The 21,449-nt window shown below is 43.2% G+C and carries 19 protein-coding genes; 6 read left to right on the forward strand and 13 right to left on the reverse strand.

Annotation, left to right across the window (positions count from 1 at the left end):
- Nucleotides 1-27 precede the first annotated feature (27 nt).
- The 4 genes from dnaB to recN all read right to left on the reverse strand — a co-directional run bounded on the left by dnaB (nucleotide 28) and on the right by recN (nucleotide 4,792).
- On the reverse strand, nucleotides 28-1,569 hold the full coding sequence (gene dnaB / locus DWW52_RS04250) for a replicative DNA helicase (RefSeq protein WP_118714194.1): 1,542 nt from the start codon (nucleotides 1,567-1,569) through the stop codon (nucleotides 28-30).
- 4 nt (nucleotides 1,570-1,573) lie between these two features.
- Nucleotides 1,574-2,146: a 3'-5' exonuclease gene (locus DWW52_RS04255; protein ID WP_118714195.1), complete on the reverse strand. Its 573-nt coding sequence runs from the start codon at nucleotides 2,144-2,146 to the stop codon at nucleotides 1,574-1,576.
- Nucleotides 2,147-2,267: 121 nt separating this feature from the next.
- A complete protein-coding gene (locus tag DWW52_RS04260; RefSeq protein ID WP_118714196.1) occupies nucleotides 2,268-3,104 on the reverse strand; it encodes an enoyl-ACP reductase in 837 nt (278 codons plus the stop codon).
- Nucleotides 3,105-3,133: 29 nt separating this feature from the next.
- The gene (gene recN / locus DWW52_RS04265) at nucleotides 3,134-4,792 is read right to left on the reverse strand and encodes a DNA repair protein RecN (RefSeq protein ID WP_118714197.1); all 1,659 of its coding nucleotides are present in this window, start codon (nucleotides 4,790-4,792) and stop codon (nucleotides 3,134-3,136) included.
- A gap of 118 nt (nucleotides 4,793-4,910) precedes the next feature.
- On the opposite strand from recN, the gene DWW52_RS04270 reads away from it, so the two are divergent.
- Nucleotides 4,911-5,861, forward strand: a complete 951-nt coding sequence (locus DWW52_RS04270; RefSeq protein WP_118714198.1) for a transcription antitermination protein NusB — start codon at nucleotides 4,911-4,913, stop codon at nucleotides 5,859-5,861.
- 452 nt (nucleotides 5,862-6,313) lie between these two features.
- On the opposite strand, the gene DWW52_RS04275 is transcribed toward DWW52_RS04270, so the two are convergent.
- From DWW52_RS04275 to DWW52_RS04305, 7 genes are all read right to left on the reverse strand, one after another.
- The gene (locus DWW52_RS04275) at nucleotides 6,314-6,877 is read right to left on the reverse strand and encodes a TIGR00730 family Rossman fold protein (protein WP_118714199.1); all 564 of its coding nucleotides are present in this window, start codon (nucleotides 6,875-6,877) and stop codon (nucleotides 6,314-6,316) included.
- 136 nt (nucleotides 6,878-7,013) lie between these two features.
- On the reverse strand, nucleotides 7,014-8,972 hold the full coding sequence (gyrB, locus tag DWW52_RS04280) for a DNA topoisomerase (ATP-hydrolyzing) subunit B (protein ID WP_118714316.1): 1,959 nt from the start codon (nucleotides 8,970-8,972) through the stop codon (nucleotides 7,014-7,016).
- 254 nt (nucleotides 8,973-9,226) lie between these two features.
- Complete coding sequence (locus DWW52_RS04285; protein ID WP_118714200.1) at nucleotides 9,227-9,742, reverse strand: hypothetical protein; 516 nt, start codon at nucleotides 9,740-9,742, stop codon at nucleotides 9,227-9,229.
- On the reverse strand, nucleotides 9,743-9,994 hold the full coding sequence (locus DWW52_RS04290; protein WP_118714201.1) for a hypothetical protein: 252 nt from the start codon (nucleotides 9,992-9,994) through the stop codon (nucleotides 9,743-9,745). It abuts the gene before it with no gap.
- An 11-nt stretch (nucleotides 9,995-10,005) separates the two neighbouring features.
- On the reverse strand, nucleotides 10,006-10,323 hold the full coding sequence (locus tag DWW52_RS04295) for a cupin domain-containing protein (protein ID WP_118714202.1): 318 nt from the start codon (nucleotides 10,321-10,323) through the stop codon (nucleotides 10,006-10,008).
- Between the two features lie 8 nt (nucleotides 10,324-10,331).
- Nucleotides 10,332-10,982, reverse strand: coding sequence for a hypothetical protein (locus DWW52_RS04300; RefSeq protein ID WP_148315326.1), 651 nt, complete (start codon nucleotides 10,980-10,982; stop codon nucleotides 10,332-10,334).
- Nucleotides 10,983-11,150: 168 nt separating this feature from the next.
- Nucleotides 11,151-12,350 (reverse strand): hypothetical protein, encoded by a 1,200-nt coding sequence (locus tag DWW52_RS04305; RefSeq protein ID WP_118714204.1) that lies wholly within the window; start codon nucleotides 12,348-12,350, stop codon nucleotides 11,151-11,153.
- Between the two features lie 235 nt (nucleotides 12,351-12,585).
- Between DWW52_RS04305 and DWW52_RS04310 the strand changes: the two genes are divergently transcribed.
- From DWW52_RS04310 to DWW52_RS04330, 5 genes are all read left to right on the forward strand, one after another.
- On the forward strand, nucleotides 12,586-13,896 hold the full coding sequence (locus tag DWW52_RS04310) for an anaerobic C4-dicarboxylate transporter family protein (protein WP_118714205.1): 1,311 nt from the start codon (nucleotides 12,586-12,588) through the stop codon (nucleotides 13,894-13,896).
- A gap of 37 nt (nucleotides 13,897-13,933) precedes the next feature.
- Nucleotides 13,934-14,995 carry an L-asparaginase 2 gene (ansB, locus tag DWW52_RS04315; RefSeq protein WP_118714206.1) on the forward strand — a complete coding sequence of 354 codons (1,062 nt, stop codon included), beginning with the start codon at nucleotides 13,934-13,936 and terminating at the stop codon, nucleotides 14,993-14,995.
- A 147-nt stretch (nucleotides 14,996-15,142) separates the two neighbouring features.
- A complete protein-coding gene (locus tag DWW52_RS04320) occupies nucleotides 15,143-16,300 on the forward strand; it encodes a porin (RefSeq protein WP_118714207.1) in 1,158 nt (385 codons plus the stop codon).
- Nucleotides 16,301-16,454: 154 nt separating this feature from the next.
- Entirely contained in the window at nucleotides 16,455-17,147 is a 693-nt protein-coding gene (locus tag DWW52_RS04325) for an OmpA family protein (RefSeq protein ID WP_118714208.1), read from the forward strand.
- 81 nt (nucleotides 17,148-17,228) lie between these two features.
- On the forward strand, nucleotides 17,229-18,413 hold the full coding sequence (locus DWW52_RS04330) for a porin (RefSeq protein WP_118714209.1): 1,185 nt from the start codon (nucleotides 17,229-17,231) through the stop codon (nucleotides 18,411-18,413).
- Nucleotides 18,414-18,699: 286 nt separating this feature from the next.
- Here DWW52_RS04330 and DWW52_RS04335 read toward each other — a convergent pair whose 3' ends face one another.
- A complete protein-coding gene (locus DWW52_RS04335) occupies nucleotides 18,700-20,460 on the reverse strand; it encodes an aconitase family protein (RefSeq protein ID WP_118714210.1) in 1,761 nt (586 codons plus the stop codon).
- Between the two features lie 78 nt (nucleotides 20,461-20,538).
- Nucleotides 20,539-21,303 carry a copper homeostasis protein CutC gene (locus DWW52_RS04340; protein ID WP_199691950.1) on the reverse strand — a complete coding sequence of 255 codons (765 nt, stop codon included), beginning with the start codon at nucleotides 21,301-21,303 and terminating at the stop codon, nucleotides 20,539-20,541.
- Nucleotides 21,304-21,449: the final 146 nt, after the last annotated feature.

The raw sequence follows: 21,449 nt of genomic DNA on the forward strand, positions 1-21,449 counted from the left end.
AGGTTAATCCTTTTTCATTTTCAATTGTTAAAAGGGTGCCTTATTCGAGTTTACCCCGCTCTCGAAACTCTTTCCTCCCTCCTGGAAGTCAGAATCCAGTGGCGGCATCGGGTTAGTGGCATCCTCGTTCATCCGGGAACCGAAAGTAACAGTTTTCACGGGCGATCCTCCCGATCCAAACGGGGAAACCTCTTCCAAATCACAGAATTGAGCCAACTCGTTGCGGAAACGAAGTTGAATCTCTCCCACCGCACCGTTACGATGCTTGGCTATAATAATATCGGCAATACCCTTTAAGCTATTTCCCATACTGTCTTCCATGATACCGTAACGTTCCGGGCGGTGAATAAAAAGTACCATATCGGCATCCTGCTCGATGGCCCCTGATTCACGTAAGTCCGACAACATCGGTTTCTTGGCGTCTCCCGTACGTTGCTCGACACCACGATTCAACTGAGACAAAGCAATCACGGGAATATTCAATTCTTTAGCAATAATCTTCAACTGTCGAGAGATCATACTCACCTCCTGTTCACGATTTCCCCGCATATCCGCTCCGGCTGTCATCAACTGTAAGTAGTCTATAATTAACACTTTAATCCCGTACCGTTGTTGTAAACGCCGACATTTAGCCCGTAATTCGAAAATCGACAATGCTGGAGTATCATCCACGTATATAGGAGCCTTGATCAAGGCCTTGATCTTCGAGTGCAATTGCTGCCACTCCTCTTCCGACAACTTACCGTTACGTATCTTCTCGGAACCTAATTCCGTCTCACTCGCGATCAAACGATTCACCAACTGCACCGAAGACATCTCCAAAGAGAACAAAGCAATGGGCTGGTTGTGATTTACCGCCATATTCCGGGTCATCGACAACACAAATGCCGTCTTACCCATAGAGGGACGAGCCGCAATAATCACGAGGTCTGAAGGCTGCCAACCGGAAGTCACTTCATCCAACGCCGTAAAACCGGAAGGAACCCCACTTAACCCGTCGGCACGCTTCCCGGCAATCTCGATCCCCTTGATCGCTTCATCAATCAAGGCGTTGATAGCTGTTGTTTCTTTCTTTATATTTCCCTCGGCAATCTCGAATACCTGTTTCTGTGCCATATCCACCAGATCGGCAACATCGGTCGCTTCATCATACGCCTTATTCTGTATATCGGTACATACCCGGATTAATTCCCTCTGTATATATTTCTGTACCACGATACGGGCGTGAAACTCGATATGAGCGGCAGAAGCCACTTTTGAGGTCAACTGCGCCAGATAATAATATCCACCAATATCTTCCAACTCTCCCAAACGCTTCATCTCCTCGCTCACGGTAAGAATATCTACCGGCTCGTTATTCAACGACAAATTTTGAATACCCCTGTATATCTTTTGGTGAGCCTCCTTATAGAAACACTCTGGTTTCAAAAAGTCACTCACAGTAATAAATGCGTCTTTTTCCAGCATCAGAGAACCTAGAATCGCCTCCTCCAGGTCAACGGCCTGCGGTGGCATCTTCCCGTACTCAGTCTGCAATGATTTATAATTATAGTCCGGTTTTTTCGCCATAAATTTAAATTACTTTTAACTCCTTCAATTTCCAGAAACAACGCACCGTGGCACGCACGTCCGCCAACGCATCGTGTGCATTTTCAAATCCTTCCCCAAACAAAACCTGATGCAATTCGGATAATTTCGGCGATTTGAAACCTTGTTTTCCACCTGGCAATTTACAATAATTTGTCGACAATTTCATCGTACAATACTTCGGTTTTAAAAATAACGATGTCATCATTCGCTTCCGCTCAAATTCCGCCCCCACGATACACTCGTCAAAACTGATATTATGCCCGATCAATGCAAAAGCCGAATCCATCTTATCCGAAAATATCTCCAAGATAGACAATAAATCCTTCCCTTCCTCCTGGGCTTTCAACGTAGTAATCCCGTGTACTCGGGATGCTTCTGCCGGAATTGCGAAACCTTCCGGCTTCACGATATCACTACGTTCTTCGATAATGTTCCCCTTCTCGTCACACATAATCCACGCCAATTGTACTAACCGGGGCCAATTATCCACGTCCGTCACGGGTGCATTCCAACGCTGTGGAAGTCCCGTTGTTTCCGTATCAAAAAATAGAAACATCTACCAATAAATTTAAAGATTCTGAGATTTAGTGATTTTCGATTCTATGATTCCAGCCTTACAAGGTCAATGCTCTTATAATCACAGAATCATTTCATCGACAATCACCCAATCACTCGATTTATTTGTCGTTTTCGTTCTCAAAACTCTTGTTATACTGATGCATAGCCCGGTAACTCATACCCATACTGGAGAACCCTCCGTCATGGAATAAATTCTGCATGGTTACCTTACGGGTAAGATCAGAAAACAAGGTTATACAATAATTTGCACACTCGTCGGCAGAGGCATTCCCCAGTGGAGACATCCGTTCCGCAAAATCGATCAAAGAATCAAATCCCTTGATACCGCTACCCGCCGTGGTCACAGTCGGAGACTGAGAGATCGTATTCACCCGAATCCGTTTCTCCCGCCCGTAAATATACCCGAAACTCCGGGCGATAGATTCCAACATGGCTTTCGCATCCGCCATATCGTTGTATTCAAACATGGTACGTTGTGCCGCCACGTATGAAAGCGCCACGACAGACCCCCATTCATTCATGGCATCCAACTTCTTTGCCGTCTGGAGAACCTTATGGAAAGAAATAGCCGAAATATCTAATGTTTTTTGCAAAAAATCATAATCCAGATCATCGTAAGGACGTTTTTTTCTCACGTTCAACGACATGGCTACCGAATGTAATATAAAATCAATCTTACCACCCAACAAATCCATTGCTTTCGAGAACAATTGCTCCAAATCCTCCTCGCTCGTTGCATCCGCAGGAATCAAAGGTACATTATTCTTCGCCGCGAAATCCTTCACTTGCCCCATCCGAATAGATAATTCCGTGTTCGTCAAAACAATCTGTGCACCTTCCTCCAAACATTTCTCCGCCACTTTCCACGCGATAGACATTTCATTCAACGCACCGAATATTATTCCCTTTTTCCCTTTCAATAAATTGTAACTCATATACTCGTATTAAATTAAAAAATCATTTTCTAAAACTGACCAAGCAACAACCGGGCATTTTCCAATGCAGCCTTGCTAACAACGCTTCCACTGATCATTCCGGCGATCTCGATCACTCTCTCTTCATCTGTTAAACGACGGATACGCGAAATGGTTCCTTCCTGATCGTCTTCTTTATATACCTTAAAATGGGTATCTCCCGCAGCCGCAATCTGGGGTAAATGAGAAATACTGATCACTTGCATCCGTTCGGCCATTTCTTTCATCATCGCCGCCATACTATGAGCGATCTCACCGGAAACCCCCGTATCGATCTCGTCAAAGATAATCACGGGCAACTGTTTCGTACGTGACAGAATGTATTTTAATGATAACATCAATCGTGAAATCTCTCCCCCAGAAGCCACTTTAGCCAATTCTCCTGGCTCTTGATTTTTATTGGCCGCAAACAGAAAACTCACGTCATCTTTTCCTGTCGGGGTAAAATGATCCAAAGGAGTAATCACAACTTTAAACACGGCATGCTTGATACCCATACCAACCAGTAATCCCCGCATTTCTTCTCTCAATTTCTGTTCCGATTCCACGCGAGCTTTATGAATTTTTCCCGCCAACACGTCCATTTCCTTCTCCAACACGTTGATTTGCTTCTCTAACTCTTCTATTTGCGTGGCAAAAGACTGTATTCCTTTCAATTTTTCGCCTAACGCCTCTTTCAGAGTGATCAGATCCTCTGTCCTCTCTACCCGATGCTTGTGCAATAAATCATACATCACGTTCAACCGATCGTTAATCGTATCTACCCGGACCGGATTATACTCCACCCGTTCGGCCACCCGTTCGCACTCGTCGGCAATGTCTTCCAATTCAAGAATCACGGAATTCAATCGTTGTTCGTAGTCGGTAGCCTCTTTTACCACCCCTTCCAGCGAGGCCATTTTATTTTTCAGCCCTTTTAAAGACGGGATCACAGGAACCTCCGCTTCTGTCAACACGTACGTGGATTCGGAAAAAGCAGATTTAATACTTTCCGCATTATTCAATACAGCCAATTCCTCTTCCAATTCCCGTTGTTCCCCTTCCCGTAGTCGTGCCTCGTCCAACTGGTTGAACTGGAACTTCAAATAATCCTCCTCTTGCGCAGCTTCTCTAGCCTTTTGTTTCACGAAATTCAATTCCGCCAATACACCCTGACGACGGGCATATTTCACTTTATAATCTTTCAACAAGGATTGATTGCCACAAAAAGCATCCAGTATCTCCAATTGGTACTCCGGTTGCCCGATCAGTAAAGATTGGTGCTGCGAATGCACATCTATCAGGAAACTCCCGAATTCCTTCAACACCTTATTGTTGACAGGAGTATCGTTAATAAAAGCCCGCGATTTGCCGTCTGCCATTAACTCTCTCCGCACAACAACAAAGTCATCATAATCCAAATCATTGTCAACAAACCATCGCTGCAAATCGTATCCCACAACATTATATGTAATTTCTACCACGCACTTCCTGCTTTTATCCATAATAGCAGCAACATCGGCCCGTTGTCCTAAGGTCAACCCGATCGCTCCCAGTAAAATGGACTTTCCCGCACCCGTTTCACCGGTGATAATTGTAAACCCTTTCTCCAATTCGATATCCGTCTTATCAATCAGAGCATAATTTCTTATATGGATATTCTTTATCATTCCTCTACTTTATTGCATAAATCATGCGAAAGTACTAATAATTTTCCATTTTCAATTTTCCGTTTTCAATTAAATTAGTACTTTTGCGCACCGGTTTAAACATATAGTTCTTTATAAAATGACAAGCAGAAGATTAATTCGAATTAAAGTTTTACAACTTTTATATTCTTACACAAAGAAAGAGGGAGTAACGATCACGGAAGTGGAAAGAGATTTGTTCAAAAGTATAAACAAGAGTACGGATCTATATTACCACGTTTTTCTTTTAATCACGGAAATCCAACGTCGGGCATTTTTAAAAATAGATGCAGCCCGTAACCGGAAGCTTGCTTCACCTAAAGACTTGAACCCCAACACCCGTTTTATCGACAACCCGGTAATCAACCAAATTGCCAATAACCGGAAATTCAAAACTTACGTTTCCACCAATTTGGTTTCCCTGAACGAATGTCAGGACGTGGTTGCCTCGTTGCACGATCGGCTAGTTGAATCTGATTTTTTCAATTTATACATGACCAAACCTACCGTGACTTACGAGGATCACAAACAACTTGTGCTTAACATACTCACGGAGCTAATCGCCGAGGACGAGAATTTCTCACAGGCCATGGAAGAGAAGAATATTTTCTGGAATGATGATTTCGAACTTGTGCTGAGTATCGTGTACAAGACTCTCAAAAACATGAAGGAAAGTTATTCCGAAGACACCGTTTTCTTCATTACCTTGTACAACGAAGATGAAGATTTAGATTTTGCCAAAACCTTGTTCCGGAAATCCATTCTCGACATGAAAGAGAACATGGAAATCATCGATCAGTTCACGACGAACTGGGAACTGGATCGCATTTCCGACATGGATAAGTTGATCATGAACGCCGCAATCAGTGAACTAAAATATTTTCCTTCTATTCCCGTGAAAGTAACTTTGGATGAATATATTGAAATCTCCAAGAGTTACTGTTCCCCGAAAAGTAGCGGTTTTATCAATGGTGTCCTCGACAAAACAGTTACATTATTGAAAGAGAAAAACGAAATCCGGAAGATCGGAAGAGGACTTATGGAAAACTAAGAGTTTCTCTCCTATAAATATAATACTTGTATACCTCACAATTGTAAGGATACAAGTATTTTTTGTATATCCTACGGGATAAATCAGACCGATACTCTTCCAGACCCAAAATTTACAAGAATTTTTACTAGCCACATCAGTTCCTACATTTACTCTATAACCGCTACACCTCCCGTACAACACCACTCGTTTGCGGTGTTGTACGGGAGGTGTAGCGATGTTGTAACGGTGTTGTGACCTTATATCTTCCTAAAATCATGACTATTTTAACTTGAAAATTCCTGCAAATGGAAATCTGGCATTTGATATTCTAAATAAATAAAGGGTGACTTACGCCACCCTTTACATTCTAAACTAAACTAACCAAACTTTTGTATCACTACAATAGTCAACTCATACGCTATATTAGCTCTGTAAATATAGAACATAAATATAAAAAAAACAAGTTTTTTTCAATATTTGCTTGAAAATTCCTTAACCTGGTATTTCTTAATGTATTCCACAGCTTCTTCCACAGTGTTTGCAACTGTATACAGCCCATCATAGGCCGTTGACACGAATCCTTCTTTCCGTATATTATTAATGAACAGGAAAAAATACTCGTAGAAATCATTCGTGTTAATGAAAACAATCGGCTTGTTGTGCATGCCCAGTTGTTTCAACGTGATCACCTCGGTAATCTCTTCCAACGTCCCCCATCCTCCAGGTAAGGCGATGAACGCATCCGCTTTTTCACGCATTAGGCTTTTTCGTTCTTTCATGTCAGGAGCCACGATCAACTCGGAAATACCTTGCGCCGACACACCCCGGTCCACGATACACTGGGGAATAATCCCTGTAACCTTCCCCCCGGCATTCTTTACCGTATCTGAAACCTCACGCATCAACCCACAATTTGTTCCCCCGTAAAGCAAATCCCAACCATGATTCACGATCTCTCTTCCCAAATCGGCTGCAGCCTCAAAATACACACGCCCCACATTCTCGGACGAAGCACAAAACACACAAATATTCATATTCAAAAAAAGTTTCAAGTTGACAACTTACAGGTTACTAGTTATAAAAAAACAGGTTTATAAAAAGAATTACAGGTTACAAGTTGGTTACTTAACCTGTAACCTGCCAACTTGTAACCTGTAATCATATTAACACTTAAGCGTCAATGTTTGCGTAGGTAGCGTTCTGTTCGATGAATTGTCTGCGAGGCGGAACATCATCTCCCATAAGCATGGAGAATATCCGATCTGCTTCTGCCGCATTCTCGATCGTTACCTGGCGCAATATTCTTCCGTCAGGAGACATGGTCGTGTCCCACAATTGAGTAGCCGTCATCTCACCAAGACCTTTGTAACGCTGGATATGCAAGCTATTTTCTCTTCCCCCTCCCATTTCTTGGATCAACTGTAAACGTTGCTCGTCTGTCCAGCAATAACGTTGTTCTTTTCCTTTCTTCACGGAGAATAAAGGCGGGGTTGCAATATACAGATATCCATTCTCGATAACCGATCTCATGTAGCGGAAGAATAACGTCATAATTAACGTGGCGATATGTGCCCCGTCGACATCGGCATCGGCCATGATCACAATCTTGTGATAACGTATCTTCTCTAGGTTAACGGCTTTACTGTCTTCAGCCGTACCAATCGTGATTCCCAAGGCTTGGAAAATGATTTTGATCTCTTCGCTTTCCCATACTCGATGAGCCAAAGCTTTTTCCACGTTTAGGATCTTACCTCTCAACGGCAGGATCGCCTGGAATTTACGGTCACGACCTTGTTTTGCAGTACCCCCTGCAGAGTCTCCCTCTACCAGAAATATCTCACAGTTTTCCGGGTTGTTGTCAGAACAATCAGCCAGTTTACCGGGAAGTCCCGATCCAGAAAGTACCGTTTTCCGTTGCACCATCTCCCGCGCTTTACGAGCGGCATGACGGGCTTGGGCAGCGAGAATTACCTTATCTACAATTGAACGGGCATCTTTTGGGTGTTCTTCCAAGTAATTCGCTAGAGTAGTGCTGACAGCCTGGGCGACTGCGGTACCAACCTCGGTGTTACCTAACTTGGTCTTAGTCTGTCCCTCGAACTGAGGCTCTGCCACTTTCACAGAGATAATCGCAGTCAAACCCTCGCGAAAATCTTCTCCGCTAATATCAAATTTCAACTTACTCAACATACCCGAATTATCAGCGTATGCCTTTAACGTCTGCATAATTCCACGACGGAACCCTGCAAGGTGCGTACCTCCCTCAAGCGTGTTAATATTATTCACGTAAGAGTACACGTTTTCTTTAAATTCCGTGTTATAATGCATGGCAACCTCGATAGGTATTCCATTCTTCTCGGTAGTGATGTGAATGGTTTCGTCAATCAACTTCTCTCGGTTCTCGTCCAAATATTCCACGAATTCACTCAATCCTTTTTCCGAATAGAAAACTTCTGTCCGGAATCCCTTCGTATCCGGATCTATATTCCGTTTGTCAGTCAATGTCAAGCGGATTCCCCGGTTCAGGTAAGCGAGTTCTCGCAAACGGGCTGCTAGGATATCATATTTATATTCTGTCTCGTAAAATATCGTTTCATCTGGTTTGAAATAAATGGTCGTTCCCGTGCGATCAGTTTCCCCGATCACCTCGACTCCCGATACCGGGACTCCTTTGCTATATTCCTGATTCCAAATCTTACCTTCACGGTAAACGGTAGCGATCAGCGTCGTTGAAAGCGCATTCACGCAGGAAACTCCCACACCATGAAGACCTCCGGAAACTTTGTACGAACCTTTATCGAACTTACCCCCAGCATGCAAAACCGTCATCACGACTTCAAGAGCCGAACGGTTCTCTTTCTGGTTCATTCCTGTCGGGATACCACGACCGTCATCACTCACGGAGATCGAGTTATCCTCGTTAATAATAACATCTATATTTTTACAATAGCCGGCTAACGCCTCGTCAATGGAGTTGTCGACAACCTCGTACACCAAATGATGCAGTCCTTTCGTGTTTACATCACCGATGTACATGGACGGCCGCATACGAACGGCCTCCAACCCCTCCAACACCTGAATACTATCAGCCGAGTATTCATTATTCGTTTGCCCTGTTTCTTCACTCATGTTCTGCTCTAATTCTTCACTCATATGATATCTTTATATTGTTTTTCCTTATTTCTAAAACCTGCTAATTTATTCATTCACAGCTTATCACTTGTTTCTCCACAAAACGTACAAATATAATAAAAATAAGCCACAATATCGAAAGTTTTTCGATATATTTTCCACCCGTTAAGGCTTAATTTATACACGATCTTTTTAATTCTTTCGCCAGTGTCTGGGAAGCAAAAGAAAGCATGAAGAACAGGTTATCTACCTCACATAGTTATTTTTATGCCGCATCCCACATGCGAGAAATTCGCCCCGGGGTATAACCCTGAATACTTCCCAGTATAATCCAGCACGAAAGTCATGTGTAAAGGTCCCGTATCTCTTGATTTTCCCGTAACTGAAACTTCAGGAGTTTCCAAGATATGCTTTTGATCCCCGTATTCGAGAGTTAATACTGTTTTAGGCCCGTAACCTATCTTGAATGTTCCCTCGATAGGTTCACCACCCGACACGGGGTAAACGGTTAATTTACCCTTTGAATTGTACTTTCCGTTCCAATTTTTCCGTTCCAGTTCGAAACGCCACCCCACGGAAACATCCAAATTTTCGATAATATCTTTTTTTACTTCTTCCTCGACCTCTATGCCTTTTTCATTATCAATATATTCAATATGAGGATAAATTTCCGTCACCTCCATAGACATGACCCTCGGAATCACAGTCACCCGGATCGTGGCCTGCTCATCCCGGTTATCCTTTACCGTGATTTCGACCACTCCCACCTAATAGGCTTTCAACGTGATAACATCTTTCGAAATCTCAGCCTTCACTATATCGACATCACTTGAATAGACCGTATACACACCACTCCCACCTCCCGCTCTCAACCAGTTTTCCCCGACAGACACCGAAAATTCATTTATTTGCACCTGTCCGGACGAAACGTAAAGAGCAACAGGCTTTTCATCATTATCACTACAAGCCACACTAAAAAGCGCCAGTAGAAAAAAGGTAAAGTAACATACAGTTTTCATTTCTTTTTCTCTTATAAATAATCTTCCCGTACAGGAGTAAACACATCAATCACCTCCCCCGCTTCCAGCACTTCCCAAGCATGTGCCACGTCTTCGGGAATCGAATAACTATCCCCGGAAGTAAGAATTTCATCCACATCTTGGTAACGAATCCTGTACTTACCGGAAACCACGTAACCGCTTTGTTCGTTGGGATGAGCATGTGCTGGGACATTATCCCCGATTTTGTAATTCATCCGGGTTACCATAGATTTCTCCCCGACGGCCAAAACATCGAAGGATACCCCTTTGAATTCCTTTGGTTTTGCATTTTCTTTTTTAGTGACCATGACTTTACCTATTTAATGATACTTCCTTTATCTTTATTTTTCCGGGAAACAGGTTCCAAATCCGGCAGGTCACGTATATATCGTTCTAATCGTTCGAATTGATCCTTGATAGATGGGAATTCCATTTCACTGACTTTTTGACGATACAGATCAAAAAGCTCCAGTGTTTTGCATTTATCCCGTGTATTCAAATAATAGAGGCATATCCCGTGCAAAATGCGTTCCCCGGTCCACACCGATAAAGGAGCCCAGCCGGAAACATTGAAAATATCCAATGCTTTGGCCAACTTCTCGTAATCATTCATCTCCTTGAAAAAAGAAAGCCCCACGCTTTCGAATTCTACAATCCACTTCTGCACAATCGAATCGAGCTTGGCAATATTCATTTCGAACCAAGGTCTGTCATCCAATGGCACTCCTAGAAACTTGTACGCCCAACCGACATCCAGCACGCCACAAGTAGGCATACAATCCTTCTCCAGAATAGCTTCCCGGTAGAGTTGACTAATCCTTTTACTTGTAACAAAATATTCCGTGCGCAGGGACAATTGATCATTTTCCCAGTTCGTGAACCGAAGAATACACTCGTTCTTCCATTCCCGGTCTTCATAGACAAACGCATTCCTCGCTTTCGAAAAAGTAAATCCATGATTTTCCATGGTAGGAACAATTTGTTCAACAAAAAGCCTCCTAATACCCTCACCTTTCATCTTCGTATGCATACGCTTGTCTATAAATTAGTGCCTGATCCTTTATTATTAACAACAACAAAGAGAATAAATTTTTCCTTATTTTCCCCATAAAAGTTCATAAATTTTACAAACTTTTTATTCTTTGTTTACTATAAACTCCGCCACGAAGCGAGAATCAAGGGATACGGGAGTTAAATTAATATATCCGGATTCGATCTTACTTCCCGTCATGACCAAGGGATGATCTTGTTCATTTTGCCGTATCGATCGCAATAATTCTCCCGGTTTGGCAGAAAAACGGATCATAAAAATACCCTCGGAACCTTCAGATAAATAACGTTGTAGACGTCCGGCCACGATCCCCATGTTATAACGCAAATTTATTTCAACACAAGGGTGAACACGAAAATGACCTTCAACATCCTCGTATATCATCATATCCACACCAAAACATCCCGTATATTTCCCTCGGAATTCAGTAGCCAAAATCAGGGCAAGTTGTTCCCGCACCATATCCAGCATCTCCACACCTATATACCCGGCAATAATTTCTTTCAATCGGGATTCGGCAGCCACGATATTCCCCTCGTACTCCCCCCTTTTACTGGTGTGAAAGACAGAATACCCCAAAAAATTCAAGTGAAATGAATAATCCATCTCGAACTCCAAGGCAAAATCCAGCACCCGATTCAGTCTTCGCTCGACCATCACGTATCCTTGTTTGTGCAAAATACCGGACAACACTTCTTCTTCCTTATAAGTCATTTTTCCCTTCGGAATGAATAATATTCCTTTACCGGAAGAGGACCAAGGAGCTTTCGCCACAATGTTTTCCTGTTCGGAGAGACAACGGATTGCCTCCAAAGAACCACATTCCCGCGGTATGATCGTGGCATCAATGCCTGGAACAGTCCGCAAGACTTTCGCCAAACAAATGGCAGCCATTCGGCGACTATATAGTTCCCGTCGCCCATCACTCCATTCTGCCATAACTCCCCGGCAGAACTGTTCGTTGCAACTTTTTTTTAAATCTTTCAGCAGGTTATGCACCCGCGGGCTCCATCCCCACGGCTTTAACTCGTTAAAAGTGATGATTTGCGCTTTTTCCCAGACAACAGGTTGGCAATCCAACCCGAAAATACCCTCCCGACTCCGAATGAAAGCAACATCCGGGATACCGGATACTAACACGTAATCACCCTTGTTAGATAAATATGCAGACAAATATGCAAGATCACTCGCCATAATGGAAATATTTGCTTTCGGAGTGTAACCATTTGTCCCATTGGCGATTGAAATTTCGTTATCCGGATTAAACAAGTAAAGGTCTTGCATAATTGTTAAAATTTAGGACAAAAATAGCACTTTTGGCTTAAATTTTGCATCTTCATCAATAGTTTAAGTTAAGAAGTATATGAAAGACAGTCCATATTTATACTCATTTCAGATAAATAACAAAAAATTTCAACTATTTCACGGAAAATGAAACTTTCATGATCGCATAATCGTACGAGATATCGTGTACAATTTGATAATGATTGAATAATAAAACTTTAAATAAATAGATGAGATGATTTTACAACTAGCTTTCGTTTTAACAGCAATCATCATCGGAGCGCGTCTGGGAGGAATCGGACTGGGGGTTATGGGAGGAATCGGACTGGGAATATTGACCTTCGTTTTCGGTTTGCAACCCACGGCACCCCCTATTGATGTCATGCTTATGATCGTGGCGGTAATTTCTGCCGCAGCTTGTATGCAAGCCGCCGGAGGCTTGGACTTGATGGTCAAAGTTGCCGAACGGTTATTAAGAAAGAATCCAGCTCACGTGACGATCTTGAGTCCGTTAGTAACTTACGTGTTCACGTTTATCGCAGGTACAGGACACGTTGCCTATTCCGTACTCCCGGTTATCGCCGAAGTTGCTACCGAAACCAAAATCCGACCGGAACGCCCTCTGGGAATTGCAGTAATCGCTTCGCAACAGGCCATTACCGCCAGCCCCATATCAGCAGCGACGGTCGCACTACTCGGGTTACTGACCGGGTTTGATATTAGCCTGTTTGATATACTGAAAATCACCATTCCCGCCACACTCATCGGCGTGCTCGTCGGGGCATTCTTCTCCATGCGCGTGGGAAAAGAGTTGGTGGATGATCCGGAATACCAGAAACGTCTGAAAGAAGGTGTTTTCAGCGACAAGAAATACGAGTCAAAAGATGTTGCCAACCAAAGAAAAGCAAGCCTTTCTGTTCTAGTGTTCGTTATTGCCACCGTGTTTATCGTGTTGTTCGGTTCTATCGACTCGATGCGTCCTTCTTTCATGATTGACGGTAATCAAGTTTTGCTGGATATGCCTTACATTATTGAAATATTAATGTTATCCGCAGCCGCCATCATCTTGCTGGTAACTCGTACCGACGGGTTAAAAGCCGCTCAGGGTTCCGTGTTTGGTGCTGGTATGCAAGCCGTGGTCGCAATCTTCGGTATCGCCTGGATGGGTGACACGTTCTTGCAAGGAAATATGACCGAATTGAAAACCTCTATCGAGGAGATCGTAAGACAGATGCCTTGGTTGTTCGGAATCGCATTGTTCGTGATGTCCATATTATTATATAGCCAGGCTGCCACCGTGCGGGCTCTCATGCCGCTCGGAATCGCCCTAGGTATATCGCCTTATATGTTGATAGCCATGTTCCCGGCCGTGAACGGGTATTTCTTTATACCAAACTACCCCACCGTTGTCGCGGCGATAAATTTTGACCGAACGGGTACGACTCGTATCGGGAAATACGTGCTGAATCACTCATTCATGATGCCTGGCCTCGTTGCCACGGTGGTCGCCGTCGGGCTGGGATTACTATTTATACAGATTTTTTAAGTACTCTAATTTATAAGTAAATTTAAAATTACAGGTTATGAAAATGTTTAGAAATTTAAGTTTGCTGGTAGCCTTGGTGCTATTCTCCGTAGCGACTACATTCGCTCAAAAGTTGCCTAATATCCATATTCTGGCAACAGGTGGTACGATTGCAGGAACCGGAGCCTCTTCAACCGGAACCAACTATACTGCCGGACAAGTAGCTATCGGGACTCTTCTGTCTGCTGTTCCGGAAATTCAGAAAATAGCCAACGTGACTGGAGAACAAATCGTGAAGATCGGTTCACAGGATATGACAGACGACGTGTGGTTGACACTTGCAAAAACGATCAACAAACTGTTGGCCAGAAAAGATATCGACGGAATCGTGATCACTCACGGAACCGATACCATGGAAGAAACGGCCTATTTCTTGAATCTTGTCGTGAAAAGCAACAAACCGGTTGTTCTCGTTGGTGCAATGCGCCCGTCTACGGCAATCAGTGCTGACGGCCCGTTAAACTTGTACAACGCTGTTGTTACCGCCGGAGCGAAAGAGTCTATCGGTAAAGGCGTGTTGGTTGCCATGAACGGTTTAATCATTGGCGCTCACAGTGTATTGAAAATGAACACAATTGACGTTCAGACTTTCCAAGCACCAAACTCCGGAGCCCTTGGTTATATCTACAACGGTAAAGTGTTCTACAATCAATCAACGTTGAAAAAACACACTAGTCAGTCCGTATTCGACGTGACGAATTTGAATTCATTGCCGAAAGTTGGTATCGTGTACAGCTATTCAAACATGGAAGGTGATGTTGTGAAGATGATGGCCAACAGTGGTTACAAGGGAATTATCCATGCCGGATTAGGTAATGGCAACATCCACAAAAACGTGTTCCCGGAACTGATCAACGCACGCAATAAGGGTATCCTTATCGTTCGTTCTACTCGTGTACCGACAGGGCCTACCACACTTGACGCGGAGGTTGATGACAATCAATACAAATTTATCGCTTCACAGGAATTGAACCCGCAGAAATCAAGAATCCTTTTAATGTTGGCTTTGACCAAAACCAACGACTGGAAGCAAATCCAACAATATTTCAACGAATATTAATATGCAGTTATAGGTTACAAGTTCACAAGTTATCCGAACCAATTAGTACGAGAGCAACTTGTGAACTTGTACCCCTACTCTATTTGCAGAACTTTGATCAAATCGAACAAAGAAAGGAATGTTATATTTCAAATATAAACTCAAAATATGAAAAGAATAGCTTTATTAGTACTTGTTATGGGCTGTGCAGCAGGTGTTTTCGCGCAAAGTACCCCGAATGAAAAGACTCTTTTCGAACGGGTAACCCAAATGGAAAAGAAAATAGACTGGTTCAATTTCTATTTGAACATGCAAGGTTCTTTCGATGCCAGTTTTAATTATGATATGAACGGTTTGAGCGAGGCTGCTTTCAAAATGCGCCAATTTCGTATCGAAGCTAAAGGTAACGTTACCCCTTGGTTATCTTATCGTTGGAGACAACGATTAAACCGCGGAAACAATGGCGGTAACAATATCGACAACATGCCCACCTCTATCGATATCGCCGGAATTGGAGTGAAACTGAACGATCAATTTTCTTTCTTTGCCGGAAAACAATGTGCTGCTTATGGTGGTATCGAATTTGACTTGAACCCGATCGAGATTTACGAGTATAGTGATATGATCGAGAACATGAGTAACTTCATGACCGGTTTGAATATCGCTTACCAGATTTGCGACAATCACCAGATTCAATTCCAGATTTTAGATAGCCGTAACGGTTCTCAAGATGAGACTTACGGTCCCGGATTCGAAAAAGGTCGTGCCCCGCTTCTGTATACTTTAAACTGGAACGGTAGCCTATTTGACGGTTTCTACAAAACCCGTTGGTCAGCTTCTATCATGTCCGAAACGAAAGACAAACAAATGTATTATTACGCATTAGGTAATGACTTTACCTTTTCTAAAAAAGTAAATGCATTCGTAGACTTCATGTACTCGGACGAGGACATTGACCGAAAAGGTATCATTACCGGAATCGTGGGAGAAGAAGACGGACACAAGGCACTAAACGCTAAATACATGTCACTTGTGGCTAAAGTAAATTATCGTTTCTTGCCAAAATGGAATGTTTTTGTGAAAGGAATGTACGAAACAGCTTCTGTATTCAAAGCTACCGGAGACATTGAAAAAGGTAAATATCGTACTTCATACGGTTACTTGACCGGAATCGAATATTATCCCATGGAAAGCAACTTGCATTTCTTCTGTACTTTCGTGGGCCGCAGTTACAACTTCACCAACAAAGCTGAAGTACTTGGATTCGGAAACTATAACACCCAAAGACTGGAAGTCGGATTTATTTATCAATTACCGATGTTCTAATTGAGTGGGACAACACTACAAAAAGAGGAAATTTCTTCGGGAATCTCCTCTTTTCTTTTGTCCGGTTTTTATTTTGCAATTACTCTTCCGAATGTTATTTTTGTACAATATTAGAGCAAGGATTTAAACCAGTATTTAAAACAAAACTATTACTATGAAAAAAACTAATCTACTCACTATTTTAGCGTTAAGCGGGAGTATTATTCTTTCCGGTTGCGCATCTATGAGTAACACGGGCAAAGGGGCCGCTATTGGGGCCGGAGGCGGTGCTGCACTCGGAGCTGGAATCGGTGCCTTGGTAGGTAAAGGTAAAGGAGCTGCAATCGGGGCCGCCGTGGGTGGAGCTGTGGGGGCCGGAACAGGAGCCTTGATCGGAAAGAAAATGGATAAGCAAAAGAAAGAGCTGGAAGCCATTGAAGGTGCCCAAGTAGAAACCGTTACCGATGCCAACGACTTACAAGCCATCAAGGTAACTTTTGATAACGGGATATTATTCGCCACAAATTCCAGTCAATTAAGCGCCTCTTCAAGAGATGCCTTGACTAAATTCGCCACGTCATTAAAGAATTCCCCGGAAACGGATATCACGATCTACGGCCACACGGATAACACGGGAACCCGTGCCGTGAACGAGAGAATCTCCAAAGAACGTGCGGAAGCCGTTGCTAATTTCCTTGTAGGTAACGGAATTGCCCGTAACCGGATTACCACAGAAGGATTGGCCTTCGATCAACCGGTTGCAGACAACAGTACAGCCGAGGGACGTGCCAAAAACCGTCGTGTAGAAGTGTATATCACGGCAAGCGCTAACATGATAAAACAAGCAGAAGAAGGCACTTTGAAATAAGTGAATGATAAATAATATCTAAAAGCTGGAAAGCTGTTTTCGAACGATTTCCAGCTTTTATTTTTTTGACCGATAACAAGAATGAAAAGAAAACTATTACTCGTCACGCTATTCACGCTATCATTACTGGGTACACGTGCCCAAGGTTTATTATCGCATCTGGATGACACCATGAGCAACCGCTCTCTTTTCGAGAGAGTGATGAATATGGAAAAAAAGACCAATCGCTTCAATTTAAAATTGCATATGCAGGCCACGTTCAATGGAACTTTCTCTGACGGTTCTCTGGAACAGGCCGCTTTTAAAATGAACCAACTTCGTTTAGAAGCCCGGGGTGATATCAATGACTGGTTATCCTACCGTTGGAGACAACGCCTGAATAGTAGCAATACACCTCACGCTCTGGATAACCTTCCCTCTTCGATCGATTACGCAATGATTTCCGTACGCTTGACCGACAAGTTCACGACCTCGATCGGGAAGCAGGCTGCAGCCTACGGGGGATTCGAATACGATCTGGACCCGATTGAAATATACCAGTATAGCGATATGATCGATTACATGCTATTCGATTTCATGACGGGAATCACTTTTTCATACCAGGTTAATCCCACGCAGGAAATTGCCTTGCAAGTGGTAAACAGCCGGACGGCCTCCATGAAAGATATATACGGGCAACTTCCCGCAGGCATCGAGGAAAGCAAAGCTCCGCTCGCCTATTCGGTCAACTGGAACGGGAATTTCTTCAACAACACGTTCAGAACCCGTTGGTCTTATTCCTTGCTCTGTCAAGCCAAGAAATACAATAATCATTTTTATGCTCTGGGAAATGAACTGGACTTAGGAAAATTCAGCATGTATCTCGATTTTTACCTTTCTGACGAAGAACTAGACAACCGGGGAATTGTCTCGACACTCAGTCGGATTCAAGGTGATCAACCCTGCGTTAAAAACACCCGTTACGAATCATGGGTTACCAAATTGAACTATCGTTTTCGCCCCAAATGGAACATTTTCGTAAAAGGCATGTATGAAAATGCTTCTGTCTATAAATACGCTGATCAACTGTCAAAAGGAAAATACCGGACAGCTTACGGATATTTCGGTGGTATCGAATACTATCCCATGACAGAAAACTTACGTTTCTTCGCATCCTACATCGGACGGTCTTATCATTTCACAAACAAGGCTAAACAGCTAGGAGCAGAAAACTACTCAACCTCAACGTTATCCATCGGTCTGATGTATCACATTCCTCTATTCTGAACCAGGAGGATTCAATTCGAAATTGGTGAATAATTATTGTCAACGGGAGAAACAAGATTGAAAAATGAGATAAGGACGGGGTCTGCCCGTCTTTATCTTATCTTTAACTTGGCAATGAGTCGGCAATATTAAATACATAAAAATAAAACGAACCCACGAGGAAATTATCTCTAAAGAATAAGGGCAATCCCACCGGACTGCCCTCTTTCCTGTTCCAGTACACCCGGAAACAGCAAAAAACAACACACACATGAATATCAATTGGTTTTTTCCAAACACTCTCGTATCAAGAAAAAGCCTTTATTAAACCGCCTTTCTCGATGATCTTCCTGAAAGTATCATCAATCCGGGGAAGTTTATACGTTTTCTCGTTCAAATATAATAAATTATTTTCGTTATCTATCACCAAATGCTCACCAGACGTATATGCATCCACGATCTCCCAGTCGATAAGAATCCGTAGACCATGGTTGATAGCCATCCTATAAAAATCTCTATTCACGGACTTCACGATAATCATTTTCACCCCCACGGCCACCAATCCCGTGGCTGCATGTTTAACCAATTGCCCGCACCCAAAATTCTCACCGGCAACAATAATATCTCCCGGTTTCACGTCACAAGCAAAATTCTTATCCAATCCTTCAAACAGATACGGTTTTATCTCCTCCACCTGTTCCAACGTCAGACGATACATCAATTTCTCGGCAAAAATCTGGTTGCTGGATATATTATCTATATCGGCATAATTCCACACACCGTTACTTTTGCGATAATCATACATCTCTAACACAACGGGTTCAACTTCTTTTGCTCGATACTTGTATTGTGAACCTTTAAAATGAATCATGGGAGTCAATTCGCCCCGCAAGGCGGTCATCGCCACCGTGGCCGGAGAGGCAATGTACTTCTCCACGCCGGAATGATTGGCACTTCCGATATAACGGCTGTTAGCCGTGGACAGGAAACGACTATTCCCCGCAGATGCCACGTGCCCCACGCCAAGACATGGCCCACAACTGGAACCAAGAACCACCGCTCCCGATTGCGCAATTTTATCAATAATACCCTCTTCAACCGCTTGCAGGTAAATATCCCTAGAAGCCGGAACCACGAACAACTGAAAGCCGTTAGCGATATGCTTGTCTTCCAAAATCATGGAAACTAATCTTAAATCTTCCAGCCTACCAGAAGCACAAGCCCCGATAAGACCTTGTTGTATTTTCAACCCGACCAACTCCTCCACGGAGCGGACGGCCTGATTACGTGTATCATAAATCAACGGAAACACCTTAGCCAGGTCGATCTCTATAAAACGGGAATAAACAGCGTCTTCATCCGCCCAAATACCTCGTACGGCAGGTTCGTTAAAGTAATCAGCCAAACGATCGTCAGGGGGAAACGCAGAACTGACCACGCCCATTTCAGTAGATATATTCGCTATAGTCATGCGGTCGTCAATGCTCAGAGAAGCAACGCCATCACCATGATACTCGACAGCTTGTTCGTTCACGTTCAACTCGCTTAATATCCCTTTTATCCATAAAGCCAAGTCTTTGGCGAACACTCCTTCAGGAAGGCTATTTTTCAACACGATTTTAATCGTTTCGGGAACCCGGAACCACATCTGCCCCGTTTTCCACAACACGGCGGTCTCCGTCTTGTTGATCCCCACTGCAAATGCATTAAAAGCACCCACGGTTGCCGTGTGCGTGTCGCTTCCCACGATCAACATCCCGGGACGTACAAGTTCAGAAAGCACTTGGTGACTGATTCCGCGATCACAATCATAAAAATGTTCTATACCTTGCTCCTCAACAAAATCCCGTATTGAATTATACTCCAAGGATAGTTCATTCATCAACCCGGAAACCTTCCCGTCCAACACGATCACCAACTGGGAAGGATTATAAACTTTCGTCCCCCGGATTCGCTCAAATAAAAATCTCACCCGTGCTGAATTATCATGACTCATCACGAAATCCGGTTCCCGTACTACAATACTGCCCTGTTCGGCTCCTAATATCTTTTCTACAAATGTACGCACCTTATTAATTTTAGATTGAAGAATTTATTAATTTCTTGATTTCCGATTATATGATTTCTCCGCACTAGCCAACGCTTATTAATAATCACAGAACCTTTTATCTTTTATCTTTCCTAGTGCCGCTTTTATCTTTTCAACATCACTATAATACTGTTCATATTCCGGCAGTCCGGGCACCCCTCCCATGAACACGTTCGGGTTACGGAAAACCATTTTACTATCCCGGCTACTTTTACCGCTTAAATGAATCGCATCCACCCCAATCTCGACCAAACGGGAGGCATTCGTGGCGCTCACCCCGCTTCCTGCCATGATTTGCACCCGACCTTCCGCCTGTTTTACCAATGTTCTGATCTGTTCGATCCCCTCGTCCACCGTGTTACGCCCACCCGAAGTTAATATCCGATAACATCCGGCACGGACCACGTCTTCCAAAGCTTCTTCCATGTTTCGGGTCATATCTATCGCTCGGTGAAACGTGACTTTCATCGGGGCTGCCCATTCAACCAATTCCTTCGTACGTTCCACGTCTACCGAACCATCCGCCTTCAAAATCCCAAAAACAACACCATCTGCATTGCACGATCTGGCATAAAGAATATCCTCCTTCATCAATTCAAATTCCAAATCAGAATAAAGGAAATCGCCACCCCGTGGCCGAATCATCACGTAAAGTTCTATCGATAGTTTCTCACGTGCCATACGAATCATTGCGGCAGAAGGAGTCGTTCCCCCATCGTACATACCCGAACATAATTCCACCCGGGAAGCACCTGCCAACTGGGCATTTACACATGATTCCAAAGAAAAAGTACAAATTTCGACCTCAATATTTTTCTTCATTCTTCTCTTTGATTTTTAATTCGTATTACGAATATACATAAATTATCAACAACATTCAAATAAAAAACTCCGAGAAAATTGTTAATAATACACGCAGAAATGATAACATCCATAAATTCAAAGTAGTATCACGAACTTATACTTCT

It is taken from the genome of Odoribacter sp. AF15-53, from assembly GCF_003479425.1.
Taxonomy (GTDB): Bacteria; Bacteroidota; Bacteroidia; order Bacteroidales; family Marinifilaceae; genus Butyricimonas.